This window comes from Hoyosella levis (assembly GCF_026008515.1).
GTDB classification, from domain to species: Bacteria; Actinomycetota; Actinomycetes; order Mycobacteriales; family Mycobacteriaceae; genus Lolliginicoccus; species Lolliginicoccus levis.
In genome coordinates, this window is record NZ_BQYM01000015.1 from 50,284 (window position 1) to 69,642 (window position 19,359).

The following is a 19,359-nucleotide window of genomic DNA, read 5'->3' on the forward strand; positions in this document are numbered from 1 at the left end:
TCGAAACCCTTAGTGCTCGCCGACCTCGGCGCACGCCGCGCGGATCGACCGCGCGTGCCGGATTCCCGCGACCATCTCGCGCGACGATCCGGCCCCAGAGCCTTCGAAGGCCAACCCGACCCGCTCGAGCAGTTGCTCCCCACCGAGCCCGGCCTCCCTGCCGAGGGCGAGGATCCGGCGCGCCACGGTTTGCGGGTGGTCATCGCCGTCCACCGCGAGGACTCCATGACGGCCAGCGTCGAACCATCGGCCCAGGCCGTCGATCAGGGCGGAATCACGCGCGCTGCCCGCGCCAGTCGCGGCCGCCCCGAGCACGACGGTGCCGAACGGACCGTCCGCTACGACATTCCACGGCACAGCATCGCCGCACCACACTGCCTGCTCCGCACCGATCCCCGCGCATGCCGCCCACAGGCCGTTCACCTCGGGCGGGGGCACGCGCCGAGGCGGCTGCAGGATGCTCAACGGTCGGCTACTGCCATCGAGTGCCTCCTGGAGCGCGGGCTCGAGCCACTCCACGACGACCTTGCACCCCAGGGAGTGCTCAAGCCGCGCCACGTGCCCGGCGACGCCCTCGGCGAGGGAGGCCGCGAGATCGCGCAGCGCGCCACGGTCCTGGAGCACGGCATGCCCGCTGGGCAGCTCGATCTCCCGCCCCAGCGTCACCGGGCCAGTGACCTGGATCTTCCAGGTGGGCGAGCCACCGCTGGTCTCCCATGCCTCGACCACCTGATCGGTGTCGCGGTGCAGCCAGTCGCGGGCACGGCGGCCAATGATGCCGTGATGCTGGGCAAGCCGATAGCCCGTGGTCGAAGCTTCCACCGGCATGTCGATCAGCAGCACCGCTGCTTGGCCCACGGAGTCCGCACCGGGGCCTCTGTCCTGCATCGTGGGCTGGAACGGCACGCCGTCGCCCGCGAGCTCGCCGAGGACCGTGGTGATCGCCTCGGCCATGTCGGTGCCCGGCCACGGCCCGGTACCGGTGACCGTGCCAGCGAGCAGGCTCATCGGCTACCCGCCGCCGCTACGTCGTCGGCCCCGTCCACTGCGTGCCGCTGCGGGCTCGTGCCGCTGATGGTGCCGCTGCCGAGCACAATGTCGCCGTGCTCGTCGGGCTGGTAGAGCACGGCGGCCTGGCCGCGCGCGACGCCGGTGAGCGGCTCCAGCAGATGCACCCGCAGTCGAGGCTCCCCGTCAGCACCCTCCACGGGCTCGGCGATGGCTGCGGCGATGCCGCCGTGCGCCCGCACCTGCACCTGGCAGCGAACGGGCGCGCTCGGGATGATGCCCGAGGTCCACACGGCACCCCTGGCCTCGATGGTCCACACGTCGAGCGACTCCGCGGCACCCACGGTGACGGTGGCGGAGCCGGGATCGATCGCTGTCACATATCGCGGCCGTCCATCCGGCGCGGGCCCGGGCAGGCCGAGGCCCTTGCGCTGCCCGATCGTGAAACCGTGCACCCCGTCGTGGTCGCCGAGCTCGGTGCCCGTCTCGGCATCAACCACCTTGCCCGGGCGCACGCCAATGCGCGCACCGAGGAAGGCCTGCGTGTTGCCGGAGGGAATGAAGCAGATGTCGTGGCTATCGGGCTTGCTCGCCACGGCGAGGTCGAGGCGCTCGGCCTCCGCGCGGATCTCCGGCTTGGGCGTATCACCGATGGGGAACATCGCGCGCGCGAGCTGCCCAGCGGTGAGCACGGCGAGCACGTAGGACTGGTCCTTGTCGTTGTCGACCGCCCGGCGCAGCGTGCCATCCTTGAGGCGCGCGTAGTGGCCGGTGACAACAGCATCGAAGCCGAGGGCGAGAGCGCGTTCCGCGAGGGCCGAGAACTTGATGCGCTCGTTGCAGCGCAAGCATGGGTTGGGCGTCTCGCCCGCCGCGTAGGACTCGACGAAATCGTCGATCACGTCCTCCTTGAACCGCTCCGCGAAGTCCCACACGTAGAACGGGATGCCGAGCACATCGGCGGCACGCCGCGCATCGCCGGCGTCCTCCCGGGTGCAGCACCCCCGCGATCCGGTTCGTAGCGTGCCGGGCGCGGTGGACAGGGCCAGGTGCACTCCCACCACGTCATGACCGTCGCGGACGGCCCGGGCCGCCGCTACCGCCGAGTCGACGCCTCCGCTCATCGCCGCGAGTACACGCATCAGTTCGTCCTTTCCCCTGCCGCCGTGCTGGCAAGCCCTGCCATCCGGGCTCGTTCCACGGCCTGCGGCAGCACCTCGAGCACGCGATCGACGTCGGCGACCGATGAGGGGTGCCCGAGCGAGAACCGCAAGGTGCCGCGCGCGATCCGCGCGTCCATGCCCATGGCTACCAGGACATGGCTGGCCCGCGCCACCCCGGCGGTGCAGGCCGAGCCGGTGGAGCATTCCACACCGTGAGCGTCCATCAGCATGAGCAGCGAATCGCCCTCGCACCCAGGAAATGTCGCATTGAGGATCGAGGGCAGCACCGCGTCGTGGCCGGTGGGGCCGGTGGGGCCGTTGATGATCGCGGTGGGATCGATACGGGTGATTCCCTCCTGCAAGCGCTCACGCAGCTTGGCGAGCCGGGCGTGCTCGGCCGATCGTTGTGCCGTCACCTCGGCGAGAGTGGCAGCCATGCCCATGATCGCAGCGACATCGGGAGTGCCGGACCGGACATCCCGCTCGTGCCCGCCGCCATGCTGCAGCGGCTGGCACGCGACATCGCGGCGCAGCAGCAGCGCACCAGCCCCGTGCGGCCCGCCGAGCTTGTGGGCGGTCAGCGTGAGCGCGGCGAGCCCGCTGGCCGCGAAATCGCAGTGCAGTGATCCCGCCGCCTGCACCGCATCGCTGTGCAGCGGAACGCCTGCCTCAGCGGCCACCGCGGCGAGCTCGGGGATCGGGTTGATCGTGCCGACCTCATTGTTGGCCCACATGATCGAGATGAGCGCGATGCTCCCGGCATCATCGCCGATTGTTTCCCGCAGGGCCTCGGGCGTGACCGTGCCCGCGCTCGTGACGGGGATCAGGGTGACCTCGGCGCCTTGCTGCTCGACGAGCCATTCCGCCGCATCTAGCACGGCGTGATGCTCGGTGCTGCCGATCAGGATGCGCCTGCGCCGCGGATCCGCCGCCCGGCGGGCCCAGTAGAGGCCCTTGATGGCGAGGTTGTCGCTCTCGGTGCCGCCTGCGGTGAAGATCACTTCGGAGGGGCGCGCGCCGAGGGCCTCGGCGATGGCCTCGCGGGATTCCTCCACCAGGCGGCGGGCCACCCGCCCCGAGCGATGCACCGACGCAGCGTTGCCCGTGACCGCGAACCCCTTGGTCATCGCGTCGATCGCCACGGGCCGCATCGGCGTGGCCGCAGCATGATCGAGATACACGGGCGCCGCGGCTGCGCGCGGGGCCGCGCCGCGGTCATCAGGACGAGCGTCGGGATGGTTCATGGCACCTGCCAGGATAGACGCCATCCGCGCCCCGCTACCAAACGCGAGAGTCCCCGATCGCCCAGGTTCAGGCCGCCCCAGCGCTCAGGCCGCCGCGCGCTCGGGGTGCTCGACCTCGATCAGGCGCAGTCCGGTATCGCGCTCCGCGCTGCGGAGGCTGCGATCGCAACGCTGCGCCAGCAGCTTCCGGTCGCCCACCGCGAGCTCTGGAGCGAGCAGCGTCAGTTCCACCACTAGGGAGCGCTGGCTGAGCACCCGCCCGATCGATGCAGCGAGGCCATCGTCGCCGACGAAGCTCGGCACCGTGGTGACCTCGCCATCTCGGGTCAGGTACCGCACGTGGATGGGATGCACCCACGCGCCCGCGTCGATCGCGGACTGGAAGAAGGCGGGACGCAGCCGGCCCCAGGAGCGGCCGCACCACGTGGTGCCCTCGGGGAAGACGGCGACGCGCTCGCCACGGCGCAGCTTCTCGGTCACGAGGTCGAGCGCCCGGGGCAGCTCGCGCAGCGATTCCCTGCGGACCGGGATCGTGCGGGCCCACCGGGCCAGCGATCCCACGATCGGCCATCCGACGAGATCAGCGCGCGCGACGAACGAGGCCGAGACAGTGGTGGAGATCACCAGCGGGTCGAGCCACGAGATGTGATTGGACACGATCAGGCCCTGCGCGCGACCTTCCTCGAGGCCGCCACGGCGATCGTGGACACGCACCGTGATGCCGAGCGCGCCGAGCAGTTGCCGGAAGAACGTGCGCTGCCACGCCCCCTTGACGCTCTCTGGCAGGCAAGGGCGCGCGCCGAGCAGCACGGGCGCCGCGGCCAGCGCGAGAGCGAGCCGGGCACAGCGGCGCGCAACCACAAGCGCAGGCACTTTCTCGCGCGCCGCGGGCAGGCAGCCGCACCCGCAGGGACTGCTCGGGTACCAGTCGTGCCGCTCGCTGGTGGTCATTGTGCCCCCGCGCCGTTGCTAGAGGCGGCTGCGGAGGAGGCGGACGCAAGCCTCGCGAGGTAGCGAGCGTTGGCGTGGCGCACTCCGAGAACGGTGACGAAGTCGGCCACTCCGAAGCTGGGATCGTGCGCGGGCTCGCCACAGATCCAGGCGCCGAGGCGCAGGTAGCCGCGCAGCAGCGGCGGGATGTCTGCTTTCGCGGGCGGGGCGATCTCTTCGAGGGTGGCGCCGTCGACGATGACCGGGTTGTAGGGGCGCGCGTTCATGTGCTCGGGAGCCCGGTGCCGGGCCAGCACGTGGTCGCGCACTGCTCGCACGTTGGCTCCCGGCATATCACCGGGCGCGGGCAGCATCGGCACGCTCACGCATCCGAGCACCCAGTCATTCCCCGTGTGGTTGAGGTACTGGAGGATGCCCGACCACATGATGCTCAGGACAGCGCCGTTGCGGTGGTCGGGGTGCACGCAGGCGCGTCCCATCTCGACGGTGCTGGGCAGGATCTCTTCGAACCCGTCGAGCGCGAACTCGGTGGCGGTGTAGAAGCCGCCGATGCGGCGCGCGGTGGCGCCGGGAAGCATCCGGTAGCAACCAATGATGCGGTGGTCCTGCTCGTCGCGAACGAGGAGGTGGTCGCAGTGCTTGTCGAACTCGTCGGCGTCACGGCCGTCCTCGCCGATGGTGTTGCTGAAGCCCGGCTCGGCGCGGAAGACATCATGGCGGAGCCGCTGGGCGGCCTCGATGTCGTCCGGCCGCGTGGACAGCAGCAGGGAGTAGCGCGGTGTGCTCGCTGTCGCCGCGGGAGCCGGGATCAGCACCGATGATGTGGTCATGCCTCGGTGTCTACCGGGGCAGTTCGGCGGGCGCGCGTCACGGGAGTGAAGGTGCCATGCCAGGCTGGTTAACTCTTTGTCCGTGTTGACCGGATCGCATGGATCAGGCCACGGCGAGGTGAACGGGCCTCGAACGCGCGATCGGCGCGGTGATCTGTATCGCATCGCCGAACGAAAGCGGCCCCCGCTGGGATCTGCATCCCTGCGGGGGCCGCTTCAGGCCATTCGTGCGCGGTGCTGGGATCAGCCCTTGCGCTTCTTGACGGCCTCGGTCAGCTGCGGAGCCACATCGAAGAGGTCGCCGATGATGCCATAGTCGGCGATCTCGAAGATCGGGGCTTCCTCATCCTTGTTGACGGCGATGATCGTCTTCGAGGTCTGCATGCCCGCGCGGTGCTGGATGGCACCGGAGATACCGAGGGCGATGTAGAGGTTCGGGGAGACGGTCTTGCCGGTCTGGCCCACCTGGAACTGGCCCGGGTAGTAGCCGGAGTCGACCGCGGCACGCGAGGCGCCCACTGCGCCGCCGAGCGAGTCGGCGAGCTCCTCGACCACGGAGAACTTGTCGGCGCTGCCGACGCCACGGCCACCGGAGACAACAACGCTTGCCTCGGCGAGCTCGGGGCGATCGCCGGCGACGGCTGGATCGCGCGAGGTGATCTTGACCGCGCTCTCATCAGGATCGCCGACCTCGACGGTTACCTGCTCGCCAGCACCGGCCTGCGGCTCCGCCTCGACGGCGCCGGGACGGACGCTGATGATCGGGACGCCGTTGGTCTTCGCATCGACGGTGAACGCGCCACCGAAGATGGAGTGGACGGCCGAGCCATCGCTGTTGACGCTAACGACGTCGGACAGCAGGCCGAGGCCGAGGCGCGCGGCGAGGCGCCCGCTGATCTCCTTGCCCTCGGTGGTGGCACCGGTGATGACCGCTGCCGGGCTGGCCTGCTCGAACAGCTCGGCAAGCACGTCCACCATCGGCGTGATGAGGTAGTTGTCGAAGGCGTCGGACTCGGCCACATAGATCTTCTCGGCGCCAGCCTCCTTGAGGCTGTCAGCGAGAGCGGCCGCGGTGCCGGGAGCACCGGTGACCACTGCGGACGGCTCGCCCAGGTTGCGGGCGGCGGTCAGCATCTCAGCGGTGAGCTTCTTGATTGCGCCCTCGGCATGCTCGACGAGCACAAGAACTTCTGCCATTTGTTGCTACTCCTGTTCGTCTGTGTGTCGTCAGAGAGGCGATCAGATGATCTTCTGCGAAACGAGGTACTCGGCGATCTTGCTGCCGCCGTCGCCCTCGTCGGTGACCTTCTCGCCCGCGGCCTTCGGCGGCTTCGGAGCGGCCGAGGTCACCTGCGAGGCAGCGTTGGAAACGCCGACCTCATCGCCCTCGACACCGAGCTCGGCCAGGGTGAGCACCTCGATCGGCTTCTTCTTCGCGGCCATGATGCCCTTGAAGGAGGGGAACCGGGGCTCGTTGATCTTCTCGTTGACACTGACGATCGCGGGCAGGCTGGCCTCGAGGCCAAACACGCCGTCGTCGGTCTCGCGCTCGCCGCGGACGGTGTCACCGTCCACCTCGAGCTTGCGCAGCTGGGTGAGCTGCGGCAGGCCGAGGTACTCAGCGATGATCGCGGGCACCGCACCGACGCGACCGTCAGTGGACTCGTTGCCAGCGATGACGAGCTCGACACCCTCGACCGTGCCGAGTGCCTTGGCGAGCACCCAGCTGGTCTGCAGGGCATCGCTGCCATGCATACCCTCGTCGTTGATGTGGATCGCCTTGTCCGCGCCCATGGACAGGGCCTTGCGGATGGCATCGGCAGCGCGGTCGGGACCGGCGCACAGCACCGTCACCTCGCCACCGTTCTTCTCCTTGATGAGCAGCGCTTCTTCGACGGCGCGCTCGTTGATCTCATCGAGCACCGGGTCGGCGGAGTCGCGGTCGAGGGTCCAGTCGGACTCCCGAAGCTTGCGCTCGGACCAGGTGTCGGGGACCTGCTTGATCAAGACGACAACATTTGTCATGGGTCTTCCTTGACCTCCTGCGAGTGGTGGCATTCTAGGCTCCGGCAGCGCGTGTGAACCCGAGGCTCGCGACGAGCCGCGGACTGGGTCCAGCGACGTCGCGCGAGTCAAGCTTGATACGCAACCGTGTCCTACACCTAGGTTACTGACGAGTAACATATGTGCAAGTACCTAGCTGAACATACTCCATAACTGCACCGAATGGCACGCTTAGCCACCACGAGCCAGCAAATTGCATGGGCAGGCCATCCCACACAGTCACCACGGGATTCGAACTACGGCCCGATCAGCCTCTAGGCTGCCCTCGTGACCGATTCCGCCAGCGCATCGACGAACAACTCCGCGCCATTGCCCCTCACCGGCGAGCGCACCGTGCCCGGCATCGCGGAGGAGAACTACTGGTTCCGCCGCCACGAGATCGTCTACGTCGCGCTGGCCCAGCGGTGCGCCAGCAAGATCGTCGTCGACGCTGGCTTCGGCGAGGGCTACGGGGCAGACATGATCGCCCGGCACGCGCGCACGGTCATCGGCCTCGACTACGACCAGCAGGCCACCGAGCACGTGGCCCGGCGCTACCCTGCCGTCAGCGCTGCCCGCGCCAATCTTGCCGCGCTGCCCCTTGCTGATGAATCCGTGGATGTCGTCATCAACCTGCAGGTCATCGAGCACCTCTGGGACCAGGTGCAGTTCATCCGCGAATGCGCCCGCGTGCTGCGGCCCGGTGGCGAGCTGCTCATCTCCACGCCCAACCGGATCACGTTCTCTCCCGGTCGCGATACCCCCCTCAATCCGTTCCACACCCGCGAGCTCAACGCTCGCGAGCTCGAGGAGCTGCTCGTCGACGGCGGGCTCGAGGTGGCCTCCATGGAAGGCGTGCACCACGGCCCCCGCCTCGCGGCCCTCGACGAGCGCCACGGCGGCTCCCTCATAGACCGGCAGCTCGAGCTCGCCATCGCCGGGATCCCCTGGCCCGACGACCTCGCCGCGGACGTGGCGGGCGTGACCGCCGAGGACTTCGACATCCGGCCAGGATCGATCGATGACAGCCTCGACCTGCTCGCCATCGCCGTCAAGCAATGAGCACGGCATCCTCTTCGGGGCCCGGCGAATCCCCGGTTCCCGGCATGTTCTCGCTGGTGCTGCATAGCCATCTGCCTTGGCTGCCCAACCACGGCCGGTGGCCCGTCGGCGAGGAATGGCTCTACCAGTCCTGGGCCGCGTCCTACATCCCGGTCCTGCGCACCCTGCGCGCGCTTGCCGCGGAGGGCCGCGACCACCTGCTGACCCTCGGCATCACCCCGGTGCTCGCCGCGCAGCTCGACGACCCCTACGCGCTCTCCGCGATGCACCACTGGCTCGCGGACTGGCAGCTGCGATCCCACGAGGCGGCCCTCACGCCGGGCAAAGGCACCGGCGCAACAGCATCGTGCCCCGCGGCACTGCGCGAGCTTGGCTGGCGCGAGCACCGCAACGCCGCCGCCGCGCTCGATGACTTCGAGCAGCACTGGCGCCATGGCGGAGCCGGGCTTGTCCGCGAGCTCGCCTCCAACGGCACCATCGAGCTGCTCGGCGGGCCGCTGACCCACACGTTCCAGCCCCTCACCCAGCCGGCGCTGCGCGAGGGCGCCCTGCGCGCGGGGCTCGCCGACGCACGGCACCGCTTCGGCACCCGGCCAACCGGGATCTGGGCCCCCGAGTGCGCCTACACCCCTGGGATGGAGCAGCTCTACGAGGCCAGCGGCATCACCCACTTCATGGTCGACGGGCCAAGCCTGCACGGCGACACCACGCTCGGCCGCCCCGTGCACGACTCCAGCGTCGTGGCATTCGGCCGCGACCTCACCGTGAGCTACCGCGTGTGGTCACCGAAATCGGGCTATCCCGGCCACCGCGACTACCGCGACTTCCACACCTACCACCACGGGACCGGGCTCAAGCCCGCGCGCGTGACCAGCAAGACGACCCCTTCCGAGCGGAAGGCGCCCTACGATCCCGAGCGGGCCGCGGCAGCCGTGCAGGAGCACGCGGCGGACTTCGTCGAGACGGTGCGCGCGCGGCTCATCGACGAGTCCGCCCGCATCGGCCGGCCCGCCCACGTCATCGCTGCGTTCGACACCGAGCTGTTCGGCCACTGGTGGCACGAGGGCCCCGACTGGCTCGCCGCGGTACTGCGCCTCATGCCCGAGCGCGGCATCACCATCGGCACCCTCGACGACGCCCTCGCCGCCGGGTACGTGGGAACGCCCGCCCGGATCGAGGATTCCTCCTGGGGCTCTGGCAAGGACTGGCGCGTGTGGGCAGGCGATCAGGTCGCCGACCTCGTCCAGCTGAACCAGGAGGTCGGCGACCTCGGGATCGAGCTTCTCGCCCAGCGAATGTCCTCCGGCAGCCCCGGGCGCGACCCCGTCACCGACCAGGTCCTGCGCGAGGTGCTGCTCTGCCTCGCCAGCGACTGGGCCTTCATGGTCAGCAAGGACTCCGCCGTCGAGTACGCCCGCGGCCGCGCCCACAAGCATGCCCACGCCGCCCGGGAGATCGCCTCGGCGGCCCTGCGCGGGGACGAGCAGCGGGCGCGCGAGCTCGCTGCCGCCTGGAACCAGGCCGATGGCCTGTTCCCTGCCCTCGATGCCCGCGGCTTCCGGCCCGCGCCGCGCAACTCCTCCACCAGCACTGAAGGTTCACGATGAAGATCCTCATCATCTCCTGGGAGTACCCGCCCGTCGTCGTCGGTGGCCTCGGTCGCCACGTCCACAACCTCGCGGTGCACCTCGCCGAGGACGGGCACGAGGTCGTCGTCCTCTCCCGGCAGCCCTCGGGCACGCACGCTGGCACCCACCCGACCACCGATACCGTCGTCGAGGGCGTCCGCGTGCTCGCGGTCGCCGAAGACCCCCCGCACCTGCTGTTCGGCGAGGACATGCTCGCCTGGACCCTCGCCATGGGCCACGCGATGATCCGCCACGGCCTTGCCCTCCTCGACACCTGGACCCCCGATGTGATCCACGCCCACGACTGGCTGGTCGCCCACCCGGCGATCGCCATCGCGGACCGCTGCGATGCGCCGCTCGTCGCGACGATCCACGCCACCGAGGCGGGACGGCACAGCGGCTGGATCTCCGGGCGCATCAACCGGCAGGTGCACTCCGTGGAATGGTGGCTCGCCAACTCCGCCGACTCGCTCATCACCTGCTCGGCATTGATGCGCGACGAGGTCGCCGCCCTGTTCGGCCCGGCCCTGTCCGGCATCCACGTCATCCACAATGGGATCGACACCACGAAGTGGAGCTACGCCGTCCGCGCGCACCGCCACGATGCTCCCGAGCTCTTCTTCGCCGGCCGGCTCGAGTACGAGAAGGGCGTGCACGATGCGATAGCCGCGCTCGCGGAGGTCCGCAAGACGCACCCCGGCGCGACGCTCTCGATCGCCGGCACCGGTACGCAGCGGCAATGGCTCGCCGAGGAGGCAACGCGGCACGGCGTGGCCCCCTGGGTGACGTTCCTCGGCTCGCTCGACCACGAACAACTGCTGGGCTGGCTCCACCGGGCGACGGCCATCCTGCTGCCGAGCCGCTACGAGCCATTCGGCATCGTCGCGCTCGAGGCCGCGGCCGCGGGCACCCCCTTGATCACCTCCACCGCAGGAGGCCTCGGGGAAGCGGTCATCGACGGGGTGACCGGTCGCACCTTCCCGCCGGGCGATGTCATCGCGCTGACCCAGGCGGTCCGCAACGCGCTCGACGAGCCGGAGCTCACCCAGAAGATGGCGCGGGCCGCCAACGAGCGCCTCACCACCGAGTTCGCCTGGTCCACCGTCACCGCCACGACCGTGTCGGTATATCGCTCGGCGCAGCACCGGCCGCGACCGCCGCTGCACCGTCCCGACGTCCCGCAGCGACCGCTTCCAGGGCGGTGACGCAACACGCTTCGCCGCGAAACCGGCATGTGCGTGCCAGCGCGTGGCTCCGCTCGGATAGGCTCAGTGGCATGGGATTTTCAGTCAAGGGCAAGACAGTGCTCGTTACGGGCGCAGCAATGGGAATGGGACGCTTGTTCGCGGAGAAGGCCGTCAAGGAGGGCGCCGCGAACGTCGTCATCTGGGACATCAACCGTCCCGAGCTGGAGAAGACCGAGGCCGCGCTGACCTCAGCGGGCGGCACGATCCTCGCCCAGGTCGTCGACGTCGCTGATCTCGACCAGATCGAGAAGGCCGCCGAAGAGGTCAAGAAGAAGGTCGGCGCGCCACACGTGCTGATCAACAACGCCGGCGTGGTGCGCGGCAAGCTCTTCTGGGAGCACGACAACATCCACGACACCAAGTTCACCATCGATATCAACGTGCTCGCCCCGATGTACATCGCGCGCGCGTTCATCAACGAGATGATCGAGCGCAACGAGGACTCGCGCCTGATCACCCTCGCCTCCGCCGCGGGCACCGTCGCGAACCCGAAGATGTCGGTCTACGCCGGGTCCAAGTGGGGCGTGCTCGGCTGGAGCGACTCGGTCCGCCTCGAGCTCGAGCAGGAGGGCCACAAGCACGTCAAGATGACCACCGTGTGCCCGAGCTACATCAACACCGGCATGTTCGAGGGCGCCAAGGGCCCGCTGCTGGCCCCGATCCTCGAGCCGCAGGAAGTCGTCGACAAGGGCTGGGCCGCGATGAAGGCCGGCACGCCGCTGATCTTCCTGCCCAAGACCGTCCTGCTGTCCAAGGGCCTCAAGGGCGTGCTGCCCACCCGTGCGTTTGACTTCCTCGCCGGACGCATCCTCGGCGTCTACCACAGCATGGAGGAGTTCAAGGGCCGCGAGGCTCCCGACGCAAGCAAGTAACTGATCGCAGAAGCGTAAAGCCTCCCCGGCTACCGCAAGCCCGTTGGGCGCGGCACCGGGGAGGCTTTTTGCTTCCTCTCCAGGATCTGCTGGTGGTTGTCTCGCGATACGCTGCGACACACCGAGGCGGGGCGTGACATTGGCTAGCAGCTGCACGTGCTGCCGCCAGGAGGCCTGCCCTCCGCCCCGGTCGAGAGGACCACGCTAGCTGGCCTCCGAGTCCACCGGCTTCTCGCCCGCCTTCTTGCGCTCGATGTCAGCAAGGGCGGCCTCGTGCGCGGCCCGCTCCGAAGCGGTGCGCTCCCAGGCATCCTTGCGGTTCTTCACGACCCTCGCCGGCGCGCCCACGGCGATGCTGAAGTCTGGGATCTTCCCCTTCACCACGGCATGAGCACCCAGCACGCAGCCGCGGCCGACGATGGTGTTGCGCAATACCGTGACCTTCGTGGCGATCCAGGTGTCGGGCCCGATGCGGAGCGGCCCCTTAATGATGCCCTGGTCCTTGATCGGCATGGTGATGTCGTCGACAACATGGTCGAAATCGCAGATGTAGCACCAGTCCGCGACGAGCACGGCATCCCCGATCTCGATATCGAGATAGGCGTTCACGACGTTCTGGCGCCCGAACACGGCCTTGTCGCCAATGCGCAGTGAACCCTCGTGGCACCGGATGGCGTTGCCGTCACCGATATGCACCCACCGGCCGATCTCCATGCGGGCCAGGCCCGGGGTGGCGTGGATCTCGACATTCTTGCCGAGAAAGACCATGCCGCGCAGGATGATATGAGGGTTCTCGATGCGGAACCGCAGCAGCCGGTAGTACCGGACCAGGTACCACGGCGTATAGGCCTTGTTGCGCAGCACCCAGCGGAGCGACGCCACCGTCAGGAATCGTGCCTGCCCGTCCTCGCGCTGCCGCGCCCGCCACCGCAACCTGTACGGCGAACCCCACATACTCGTCATGGCATGCAAGCCTACGGCGTGACGATTGGGAGCCATACCGCACGCGCCGGATCAGCCCGGTTCAAGCGTGGTCGAGGTCCAGCCGCGCATGACGCATTCCGTGCGCTTCGGCGACCGGCGCGCAGGTGATCGTGCCCGAGGTGATGTTCACGCCCGAGGCGAGGCCCTGATCGGCGCGGCATGCTTCCTGCCACCCGTGCGCCGCGATGGCCTTGATGTAGGGCAATGTCGCGTCCACGAGCGCGAACGTGGAGGTCCTGGGCACTGCTGCGGGCATGTTGGCCACCGCGTAGAAGCGCGAGCCGTGCACGCTGTAGAGCGGATCGTCGTGCGTGGTGGGGCGGGTGTCCTCGAAGCAGCCGCCCTGGTCGACGGCGATGTCGACGAGCACGCTGCCGCCACGCATGCGGGCGACGAGATCATTGCTCACGAGCCGTGGTGCCCGTGCTCCGCGTACCAGCACAGCGCCGATCACGAGGTCGGCGGAGAGGACTGCTGCCTCCACGGCTCCCGCTGTAGCGGTGACGGTGCGAATCCGGTTGCCATACCGCGCCATCAGCCCGCGCAGGGGCATCGTGCTCACATCGAGCACCGTGACGTGCGCGCCCATGCCCACGGCGACATCCACGGCCTGGCTGCCCGCTGCCCCCGCGCCGATCACCACGACATCAGCGAGCGGCACTCCCGCGATGCCGCCGAGCAGCACTCCCCTGCCACCGTTGGCCTTCTGCAGCGCCCATGCCCCTACCTGCGTCGCGAGCCGACCGGCGATCAGGCTCATCGGCGCGAGCAGCGGCAGCGCTCCATCCGGGGACTCGACCGTCTCGTACGCGATGGCGGTGCACTCACTATTCACGAGTGCCTCGGTGCACTCCCTGGTGGCAGCAAGATGCAAGTAGGTGAAAAGGACCAGGTCGGGCCTGAGGTGATCATGCTCGCTCGGCTGGGGCTCCTTCACCTTGACGACAAGCTCAGCGCCCCAGGCAGCGCTGGCGTCGCACAGGCTCGCGCCGGCAGCCTTGTAGTCGGTGTCAGGGAACGATGAGCCGGTGCCCGCCCCGGCCTCGATGCGGACCTCGTGGCCCGCTTCCATCAGCTCGCGAACCGCGTCGGGCGTGAGCGCGACGCGATGCTCGCCGCTCTTCACTTCGGCAGGAACCCCAATGATCACGGCCATCGCCTCCTTGCCCTCCCAGTCTAGTGCGCAGCACCTAGTACGCGGGAGCCAAGCAGTGGTGGCTGGCGCTTGTCCGGTGAACCGTTTGAGCCAGAGATTAGGAGTGGGATCGGGGGTGAGACGAAAGGCGGTTCGTCGGCGTGCGCGAACGCGCGACTCCGGCCTTGCCGTTAAAAAACTCAGGACGCGCAAAGCTCACTGCGCTGCAGACGGAACAGGTTCCGGGACAGTGCTCCGGAGCCGACGGAGTCGGCCGATCACGAACCAACCGAACATGATCGCGATAACGGCGAGCACGGCATTCGACAAGATGCCACTCCATTGCTCGAGTGCGGGCTTGATCGCAGGGCCGAACGAGTAGCCCAGCCCAATCCAGATGAAGTTCCATGCACCAGCCCCGATCGCGGTGTACGCAGTGAAGTTCGCGAACGGCATTCGTTCAATGCCTGCAGGAATCGAGACGAACGAGCGGACGAGGGGAACGCAGCGCCCAACGAGCACGGCGGCCACTCCCCACCGCCGAAAGAACGCCTCTGCCTTATCGAAGTCCTCGAAGTCCAGCAGTGGGATGCGGCCAACGAGGCGACGTGTCCTGGCTCGGCCTAGTGCCGCCCCTATGGCATACCAGATCCAGGCGCCGAGCAGGGCGCCGACCGTGGCCGCGATCCAGGCGACCCAAAAGTTCATCCGTCCCTCGTAGGCCATAAAGCCTGCGACCGGAAGTACGGCCTCGGACGGTATCGGTGGGAAAAACGTCTCCAGCAGAATCGCCAGACCGACACCGATCTCTCCCAGTCGCTCCATGAGGTCCAACACCCAGCCGATGAGCCCATCGTACCCGTCAGTCGAGCCTGAAATTGCGGCCAAGGCAGCAGGATGATCCATATTCGACTATTCCTCTCACATGCCGCATGGGGCCGACGCGGACTCAGGTTTTGGTAGCTCGTCCAATGATAGGGAGGGCGTCGAGCGCCAGCACGCTCGAACTTCCGCGGAAGGCGATTTCCGAGATTGTCAGCGGTCGCAACTACTCCGATGATCTGGCCCTGGGCGCACACCGCGCAGGGCCTCTACGAAGGTGACGGGGGCGCAGCGCCGGGCGAGGCCGTAGCAGTGGTGGGAGCCACCGGCTCGCACACGAACGCCTCCGAGCTATCGCCGATGCGCACGATCACGAGGCTCAGTGACCTCGTGCCCGAGGGCTTGAGGCGACGGCGTAGCGCGTCGGGATCGATCCGCACGCCACGGGCGAGGATCTCCAGCGATCCGCAGTCGAGGCGGCGCAGCAGCGCGCGCAGGGGCTTCTCCCGGAAAGGGGCGCGTTCAAGGATGCGGTGACCACGCGCCCCCGCGGGGCGATGATCGCCAGTGAGGTAGGCAATGCGCGGATCGAGCTGCCAGAGGCCTTCCCGGGCAGCGTAGTGGCGCACGAGCCCCGACCGCACGATGGCGCCATCGGGATCGATGATCCATTGCCCCTCGGGACGCTCGGGAATGTCATCGGGCTCGGCATCGGTGAGCATGTCCCGGGCGCCATCGGAGCGGAGGATGGTTGCCCGCCGGGTCGTGCCGCCATCGGTCAGCCCTCGTGACCACAGGGCCGTCTCCCGGACGCCGCCGTCGAGCGAGACCACCTCGACCTCGCCGGGCCAGCCCAGCGCGTCATAGTCGATCCCGGGCGCGCACTTCACCACGAGATCCCGGTCCGCGTAGGCAGTGAGCAGATCAGGCAGCGGGGGCACCAGCTTGCTCGGATCGTGGGTGCGGCGGCCGTCTGCCCGGCGGGCGGGATCAGCGACCACGACGGTGCCCCGGCTGCTTGGCACGAGCGCGTCCGCGCGGATGACCAGTGCGGCGGGAGCATTGTGCGCGGCCATGGACGCACGAACGGGATCGATATCGCTGCCGATGACCGACCGGCCGTGCTCGGCGAGCACCGCGAGATCGGCTCCGATGGAGCACGTCACATCGTGGATGTCGCGGCCGTGCAGCCTTTGGGCGCGATGCCTGGCGACCAGCAGGGGCGTTGCCTGCTCGAGGGCATCGGCGGTGAGCAGCCATGGCCGGTCCGCAGCGAGCTTGATCCTGGCGCGGCGCCGGAGCCGGATCGTCTCGATCAGCGCCGCGGCACGGTCACCATGCCGTTCCCTGGCCGAAGTGATATCGCGGACCAGGGTTTGCTCGGTCAGTGGCATCTGGTCGACGAGGGCAAGCTCCTCCGCCCCGCGCGGGGAACGAAGGAACTCGACGTCCTCGCGAGTAAACTCGTAGGCCACGATGCCGCGCGCGGCCTAGCCGGCCGTGTTGCCTGGCGTGGGCTTCACGCCGGTGATCATGGCGTTGTAGAAGAATCCGCGGGGCACGACGCGCCGCATCACTGTCTCATCGAGCCAGCTGAGCTTCTTCCATGCCTCGTAGGCGAACAGCCGCCACTGCATGCTGAGCTTGTCGGCGGGCACGGCAGCCTCGAACGTGCGGATGGGCCAGCCGAAGAGGGCAGCAGCGAACTCCTCGGTGCGTGCCTTGACCTGCACGGCCCCGGCGTCGCGGGCAGTCCGCTCGAGCTTGCGCGGCTCGAAGGTGTGCAGGTCCACGACGGCTTCGAGCGCCGCCGCGCGCGACGACTCATCGAGCTCGGCCTGCGGGCGACGCCATGCCTGGAGCGCCGACAGCTTGGTGACGTTGGTCGTGGCGTACCAGGTGAGCTGGCCGAGCTTGCGGGCATAGAGGTTGCCCACGGTGGTGGGCTCGCCCGCGAAGACGAAGCGGCCACCGGGCTTGAGCACGCGCAGCACCTCGCGCAGCGACTGCTCGACCTCGGGGATGTGGTGCAGCACGGCGTGGCCCACCACGAGGTCGAAGGTGTTGTCGTCGTAAGGGATCCGCTCCGCGTCCGCGACGCGCCCATCGACATCGAGGCCCAGGTTCTCCGCGTTGCGCAGCGCCACCTTCACCATGCCGGGCGAGAGGTCGGTCACCGAGCCGGTGCGGGCGACCCCGGCCTGCATGAGGTTCAGCAGGAAGAACCCGGTGCCGCAGCCAAGCTCGAGCGCCCGCTCGTAGGGCAGCGGCTGGTCCTCGCCCGCGATGGCCTCGAACCGGCCCCGCGCGTAGGAGACGCAGCGCTCGTCGTAGGAGATCGACCACTTCTCGTCGTAGGTCTCCGCCTCCCAGTCGTGATAGAGCACCTGGGCGAGCTTGGTGTCCTCGAAGGCGGCTGCCACTTCCTCCGCCGTGGCGTGCGGCCGGGGCGCGGGATCCTCGCCTCGCGCATCGGCCGGGATGGGCTCGTTCGAAGTCATCGTCATGATCTTTCCTGCTTGTCTCGTGGAGATGGTCGTCCTGGTCGCCTGGAACCGGCGCTACTTGCCGGTGAACTTTGCCTTACCGGGGCCGTTCTCGACAAACGATTCCATCCCGATGGTGCGGTCCTCGGTGGCGAACAGGGAAGCGAACAAGTGGCGCTCGATGGCCAGTCCGGTGCCGAGGTCGGCGTCGAGACCCTGATCGATCGAGGCCTTGGCCGCAGCCAGCGCGCGGCCCGCCGCGCCCACGAAGCGCCCCGCCCAGGCACGTGCCGCGTTGTACACCTCATCGGGAGCGACGACCTCATCGACCAGGCCGATCGCCAGCGCTTCCTCGGCCGCGACAAAACGACCGGTGAAGACCATGTCCTTGGCGCGGGCCGGTCCGATCAACCGTGCCAGCCGCTGCGTCCCGCCACCGCCGGGGATGACGCCGAGCAGGATCTCGGGCACGCCAAGCTTGGCGTTGTCGCCAACGATCCGCCGGTCCGCGCCCAGCGCGACCTCGAGGCCACCACCGAGCGCATAGCCGGTGATCGCGGCCACGGTGGGCTTGGGAATGGTCGCGATGGCGCCGAGCCCGGCCTGCAGGTCACCGATGGCTTCCGACATCTCCGGGAAGGACATGCCCGCCATCTCCTTGACGTCCGCGCCGGCGGCGAACACCTTCTCGCCGCCGTAGACGATGACCGCGTGCACATCAGCGCGGCGGGTCGCCTCGCGGGCGACTTCCTGCAGCTCGCCCTGCACCTGGCGGTTCAGCGCGTTCATCGGGGGGCGGGCAAGCCTGATGGTCCCGATGCCATCAGCAACTTCGAGGGAGACGTATTCAGCCATGCTGGAAGGCTACCCTGTTCTGTCCCGCTTCCCGATCAGCGCTGGGGCGATACCGAGCGACGCGCGAAGAACCGGCCATGCTCCACCGTCAGGCTGATCGGCTGGTCGAACGCCTCGGAGAGGTTCTCGGCAGTGATGGTCTGCTCGAGCGGCCCCTGAGCGACCGCGCGCCCCTCCCGCAGGAGCAACGCATGCGTGAAGCCGGGCGGGATCTCCTCGACGTGGTGGGTGATCAGCACGATGCCCGGTGCCGCATCGTCGGCCGCGAGCTCCGCGAGGCGCGCCACGAGATCCTCCCGGCCGCCTAGATCGAGGCCTGCCGCGGGCTCGTCGAGCAGGAGCAGCTCGGGATCGGTCATCAACGAGCGGGCGATCAGCACGCGCTTGCGCTCCCCCTCCGACAATGTGCCGTAGGTGCGGTCCACGAGATGGTCCGCTCCCACAGCGCCGAGCATCTCGCGGGCCCGCTCATGGTCCATCTCGTCGTAGTCCTCTTGCCAGCGACCAAGCACCGCGTAGGCGGCGGAGACAACGAGATCCCCGACCGACTCCTCGGCGGGGACCCGCTGGGCCAGCGCGGCCGAGGACAAGCCGATCCGGGGACGCAGCTCCGACACATCGGTACGGCCCAGCGTCTCGCCCAGCAAGTGCGCCTCGCCCGCCGTCGGATGCAGCTCAGCGGCCGCGATCCGCAGCAAGGACGTCTTGCCCGCGCCATTCGGGCCGAGCACCACCCACCGCTCCCCCGGAGCTACCCGCCAATCAACGGGCCCCACGAGGGTATTGCGGCCGCGGCGGAGCAGCACGCCATCGAACTCGAGCAACAGGTCAGGATTCGGTTCACCCACGGCTACCATCTTGGCCCACTCGGGCCCCGCCCACACGCCGGGCCCCCCGTGTGTCGGAAAGGGCCGCCCAAGAAAGGGCGGCCCAAGAAAGGACGGCGCAGGAATGGGCAGCGAGGCGCGGCCCCGCTCCAGCCCTACCGGGCCTGGCTGGCACACTGGATGGGTGCGGACCACCGATCGG

General features: G+C 68.9%; 18 protein-coding genes. 4 read left to right on the forward strand and 14 right to left on the reverse strand.

All coding sequences use genetic code 11. From position 1 onward, the window contains the following. Positions 1-9: 9 nt before the first annotated feature. The 7 genes from QC765_RS15100 to QC765_RS15130 all read right to left on the reverse strand — a co-directional run bounded on the left by QC765_RS15100 (position 10) and on the right by QC765_RS15130 (position 7,221). A complete protein-coding gene (locus tag QC765_RS15100; protein ID WP_278315261.1) occupies positions 10-1,008 on the reverse strand; it encodes a uroporphyrinogen decarboxylase/cobalamine-independent methonine synthase family protein in 999 nt (332 codons plus the stop codon). Continuing rightward, the gene (gene mnmA / locus QC765_RS15105) at positions 1,005-2,150 is read right to left on the reverse strand and encodes a tRNA 2-thiouridine(34) synthase MnmA (protein ID WP_278315262.1); all 1,146 of its coding nucleotides are present in this window, start codon (positions 2,148-2,150) and stop codon (positions 1,005-1,007) included. Before mnmA ends, QC765_RS15100 begins: the two co-directional genes overlap by 4 nt. After that, on the reverse strand, positions 2,150-3,415 hold the full coding sequence (locus QC765_RS15110; protein WP_278315263.1) for a cysteine desulfurase family protein: 1,266 nt from the start codon (positions 3,413-3,415) through the stop codon (positions 2,150-2,152). Before QC765_RS15110 ends, mnmA begins: the two co-directional genes overlap by 1 nt. Positions 3,416-3,499: 84 nt before the next feature. Continuing rightward, positions 3,500-4,366, reverse strand: coding sequence for a lysophospholipid acyltransferase family protein (locus QC765_RS15115; RefSeq protein ID WP_278315264.1), 867 nt, complete (start codon positions 4,364-4,366; stop codon positions 3,500-3,502). Beyond that, positions 4,363-5,196 (reverse strand): GNAT family N-acetyltransferase, encoded by an 834-nt coding sequence (locus tag QC765_RS15120; protein WP_278315265.1) that lies wholly within the window; start codon positions 5,194-5,196, stop codon positions 4,363-4,365. Before QC765_RS15120 ends, QC765_RS15115 begins: the two co-directional genes overlap by 4 nt. Positions 5,197-5,439: 243 nt before the next feature. Next, positions 5,440-6,393, reverse strand: a complete 954-nt coding sequence (locus tag QC765_RS15125; protein ID WP_278315266.1) for an electron transfer flavoprotein subunit alpha/FixB family protein — start codon at positions 6,391-6,393, stop codon at positions 5,440-5,442. A gap of 42 nt (positions 6,394-6,435) precedes the next feature. Next, positions 6,436-7,221 carry an electron transfer flavoprotein subunit beta/FixA family protein gene (locus QC765_RS15130; RefSeq protein ID WP_278315267.1) on the reverse strand — a complete coding sequence of 262 codons (786 nt, stop codon included), beginning with the start codon at positions 7,219-7,221 and terminating at the stop codon, positions 6,436-6,438. A gap of 306 nt (positions 7,222-7,527) precedes the next feature. On the opposite strand from QC765_RS15130, the gene QC765_RS15135 reads away from it, so the two are divergent. The 4 genes from QC765_RS15135 to QC765_RS15150 all read left to right on the forward strand — a co-directional run bounded on the left by QC765_RS15135 (position 7,528) and on the right by QC765_RS15150 (position 12,048). Next, on the forward strand, positions 7,528-8,301 hold the full coding sequence (locus QC765_RS15135; protein ID WP_278315268.1) for a class I SAM-dependent methyltransferase: 774 nt from the start codon (positions 7,528-7,530) through the stop codon (positions 8,299-8,301). Continuing rightward, positions 8,298-9,908 (forward strand): 1,4-alpha-glucan branching protein domain-containing protein, encoded by a 1,611-nt coding sequence (locus QC765_RS15140; protein ID WP_278315269.1) that lies wholly within the window; start codon positions 8,298-8,300, stop codon positions 9,906-9,908. The genes QC765_RS15135 and QC765_RS15140 overlap by 4 nt, the downstream gene beginning before the upstream one ends. Beyond that, entirely contained in the window at positions 9,905-11,134 is a 1,230-nt protein-coding gene (locus QC765_RS15145) for a glycosyltransferase family 4 protein (RefSeq protein WP_278315270.1), read from the forward strand. Before QC765_RS15140 ends, QC765_RS15145 begins: the two co-directional genes overlap by 4 nt. A gap of 71 nt (positions 11,135-11,205) precedes the next feature. Further along, positions 11,206-12,048 (forward strand): SDR family NAD(P)-dependent oxidoreductase, encoded by an 843-nt coding sequence (locus QC765_RS15150; RefSeq protein ID WP_278315271.1) that lies wholly within the window; start codon positions 11,206-11,208, stop codon positions 12,046-12,048. A gap of 204 nt (positions 12,049-12,252) precedes the next feature. On the opposite strand, the gene QC765_RS15155 is transcribed toward QC765_RS15150, so the two are convergent. From QC765_RS15155 to QC765_RS15185, 7 genes are all read right to left on the reverse strand, one after another. After that, positions 12,253-13,011, reverse strand: coding sequence for an acyltransferase (locus QC765_RS15155; RefSeq protein ID WP_278315272.1), 759 nt, complete (start codon positions 13,009-13,011; stop codon positions 12,253-12,255). Between the two features lie 61 nt (positions 13,012-13,072). Continuing rightward, positions 13,073-14,182, reverse strand: a complete 1,110-nt coding sequence (gene ald / locus QC765_RS15160; protein ID WP_278315292.1) for an alanine dehydrogenase — start codon at positions 14,180-14,182, stop codon at positions 13,073-13,075. A gap of 201 nt (positions 14,183-14,383) precedes the next feature. Continuing rightward, entirely contained in the window at positions 14,384-15,073 is a 690-nt protein-coding gene (locus tag QC765_RS15165) for a DedA family protein (RefSeq protein ID WP_278315273.1), read from the reverse strand. 185 nt (positions 15,074-15,258) lie between these two features. Next, entirely contained in the window at positions 15,259-16,464 is a 1,206-nt protein-coding gene (locus tag QC765_RS15170) for a class I SAM-dependent methyltransferase (RefSeq protein WP_278315274.1), read from the reverse strand. A gap of 15 nt (positions 16,465-16,479) precedes the next feature. Next, positions 16,480-17,496 carry a class I SAM-dependent methyltransferase gene (locus QC765_RS15175; RefSeq protein WP_278315275.1) on the reverse strand — a complete coding sequence of 339 codons (1,017 nt, stop codon included), beginning with the start codon at positions 17,494-17,496 and terminating at the stop codon, positions 16,480-16,482. Positions 17,497-17,550: 54 nt separating this feature from the next. Continuing rightward, complete coding sequence (locus tag QC765_RS15180) at positions 17,551-18,330, reverse strand: enoyl-CoA hydratase/isomerase family protein (protein WP_278315276.1); 780 nt, start codon at positions 18,328-18,330, stop codon at positions 17,551-17,553. 35 nt (positions 18,331-18,365) lie between these two features. Continuing rightward, positions 18,366-19,187 carry an ABC transporter ATP-binding protein gene (locus QC765_RS15185; RefSeq protein ID WP_278315277.1) on the reverse strand — a complete coding sequence of 274 codons (822 nt, stop codon included), beginning with the start codon at positions 19,185-19,187 and terminating at the stop codon, positions 18,366-18,368. Positions 19,188-19,359: the final 172 nt, after the last annotated feature.

Coding starts and splice junctions, on each gene's coding strand:
- QC765_RS15100 (WP_278315261.1), bottom strand. CDS start 1,008: ATGAGCCTGCTCGCTGGCACGGTCACCGGTACCGGGCCGTGGCCGGGC.
- mnmA (WP_278315262.1), bottom strand. CDS start 2,150: ATGCGTGTACTCGCGGCGATGAGCGGAGGCGTCGACTCGGCGGTAGCG.
- QC765_RS15110 (WP_278315263.1), bottom strand. CDS start 3,415: ATGAACCATCCCGACGCTCGTCCTGATGACCGCGGCGCGGCCCCGCGC.
- QC765_RS15115 (WP_278315264.1), bottom strand. CDS start 4,366: ATGACCACCAGCGAGCGGCACGACTGGTACCCGAGCAGTCCCTGCGGG.
- QC765_RS15120 (WP_278315265.1), bottom strand. CDS start 5,196: ATGACCACATCATCGGTGCTGATCCCGGCTCCCGCGGCGACAGCGAGC.
- QC765_RS15125 (WP_278315266.1), bottom strand. CDS start 6,393: ATGGCAGAAGTTCTTGTGCTCGTCGAGCATGCCGAGGGCGCAATCAAG.
- QC765_RS15130 (WP_278315267.1), bottom strand. CDS start 7,221: ATGACAAATGTTGTCGTCTTGATCAAGCAGGTCCCCGACACCTGGTCC.
- QC765_RS15140 (WP_278315269.1), top strand. CDS start 8,298: ATGAGCACGGCATCCTCTTCGGGGCCCGGCGAATCCCCGGTTCCCGGC.
- QC765_RS15145 (WP_278315270.1), top strand. CDS start 9,905: ATGAAGATCCTCATCATCTCCTGGGAGTACCCGCCCGTCGTCGTCGGT.
- QC765_RS15150 (WP_278315271.1), top strand. CDS start 11,206: ATGGGATTTTCAGTCAAGGGCAAGACAGTGCTCGTTACGGGCGCAGCA.
- QC765_RS15155 (WP_278315272.1), bottom strand. CDS start 13,011: ATGACGAGTATGTGGGGTTCGCCGTACAGGTTGCGGTGGCGGGCGCGG.
- QC765_RS15165 (WP_278315273.1), bottom strand. CDS start 15,073: ATGGATCATCCTGCTGCCTTGGCCGCAATTTCAGGCTCGACTGACGGG.
- QC765_RS15175 (WP_278315275.1), bottom strand. CDS start 17,496: ATGACGATGACTTCGAACGAGCCCATCCCGGCCGATGCGCGAGGCGAG.
- QC765_RS15180 (WP_278315276.1), bottom strand. CDS start 18,330: ATGGCTGAATACGTCTCCCTCGAAGTTGCTGATGGCATCGGGACCATC.
- QC765_RS15185 (WP_278315277.1), bottom strand. CDS start 19,187: ATGGTAGCCGTGGGTGAACCGAATCCTGACCTGTTGCTCGAGTTCGAT.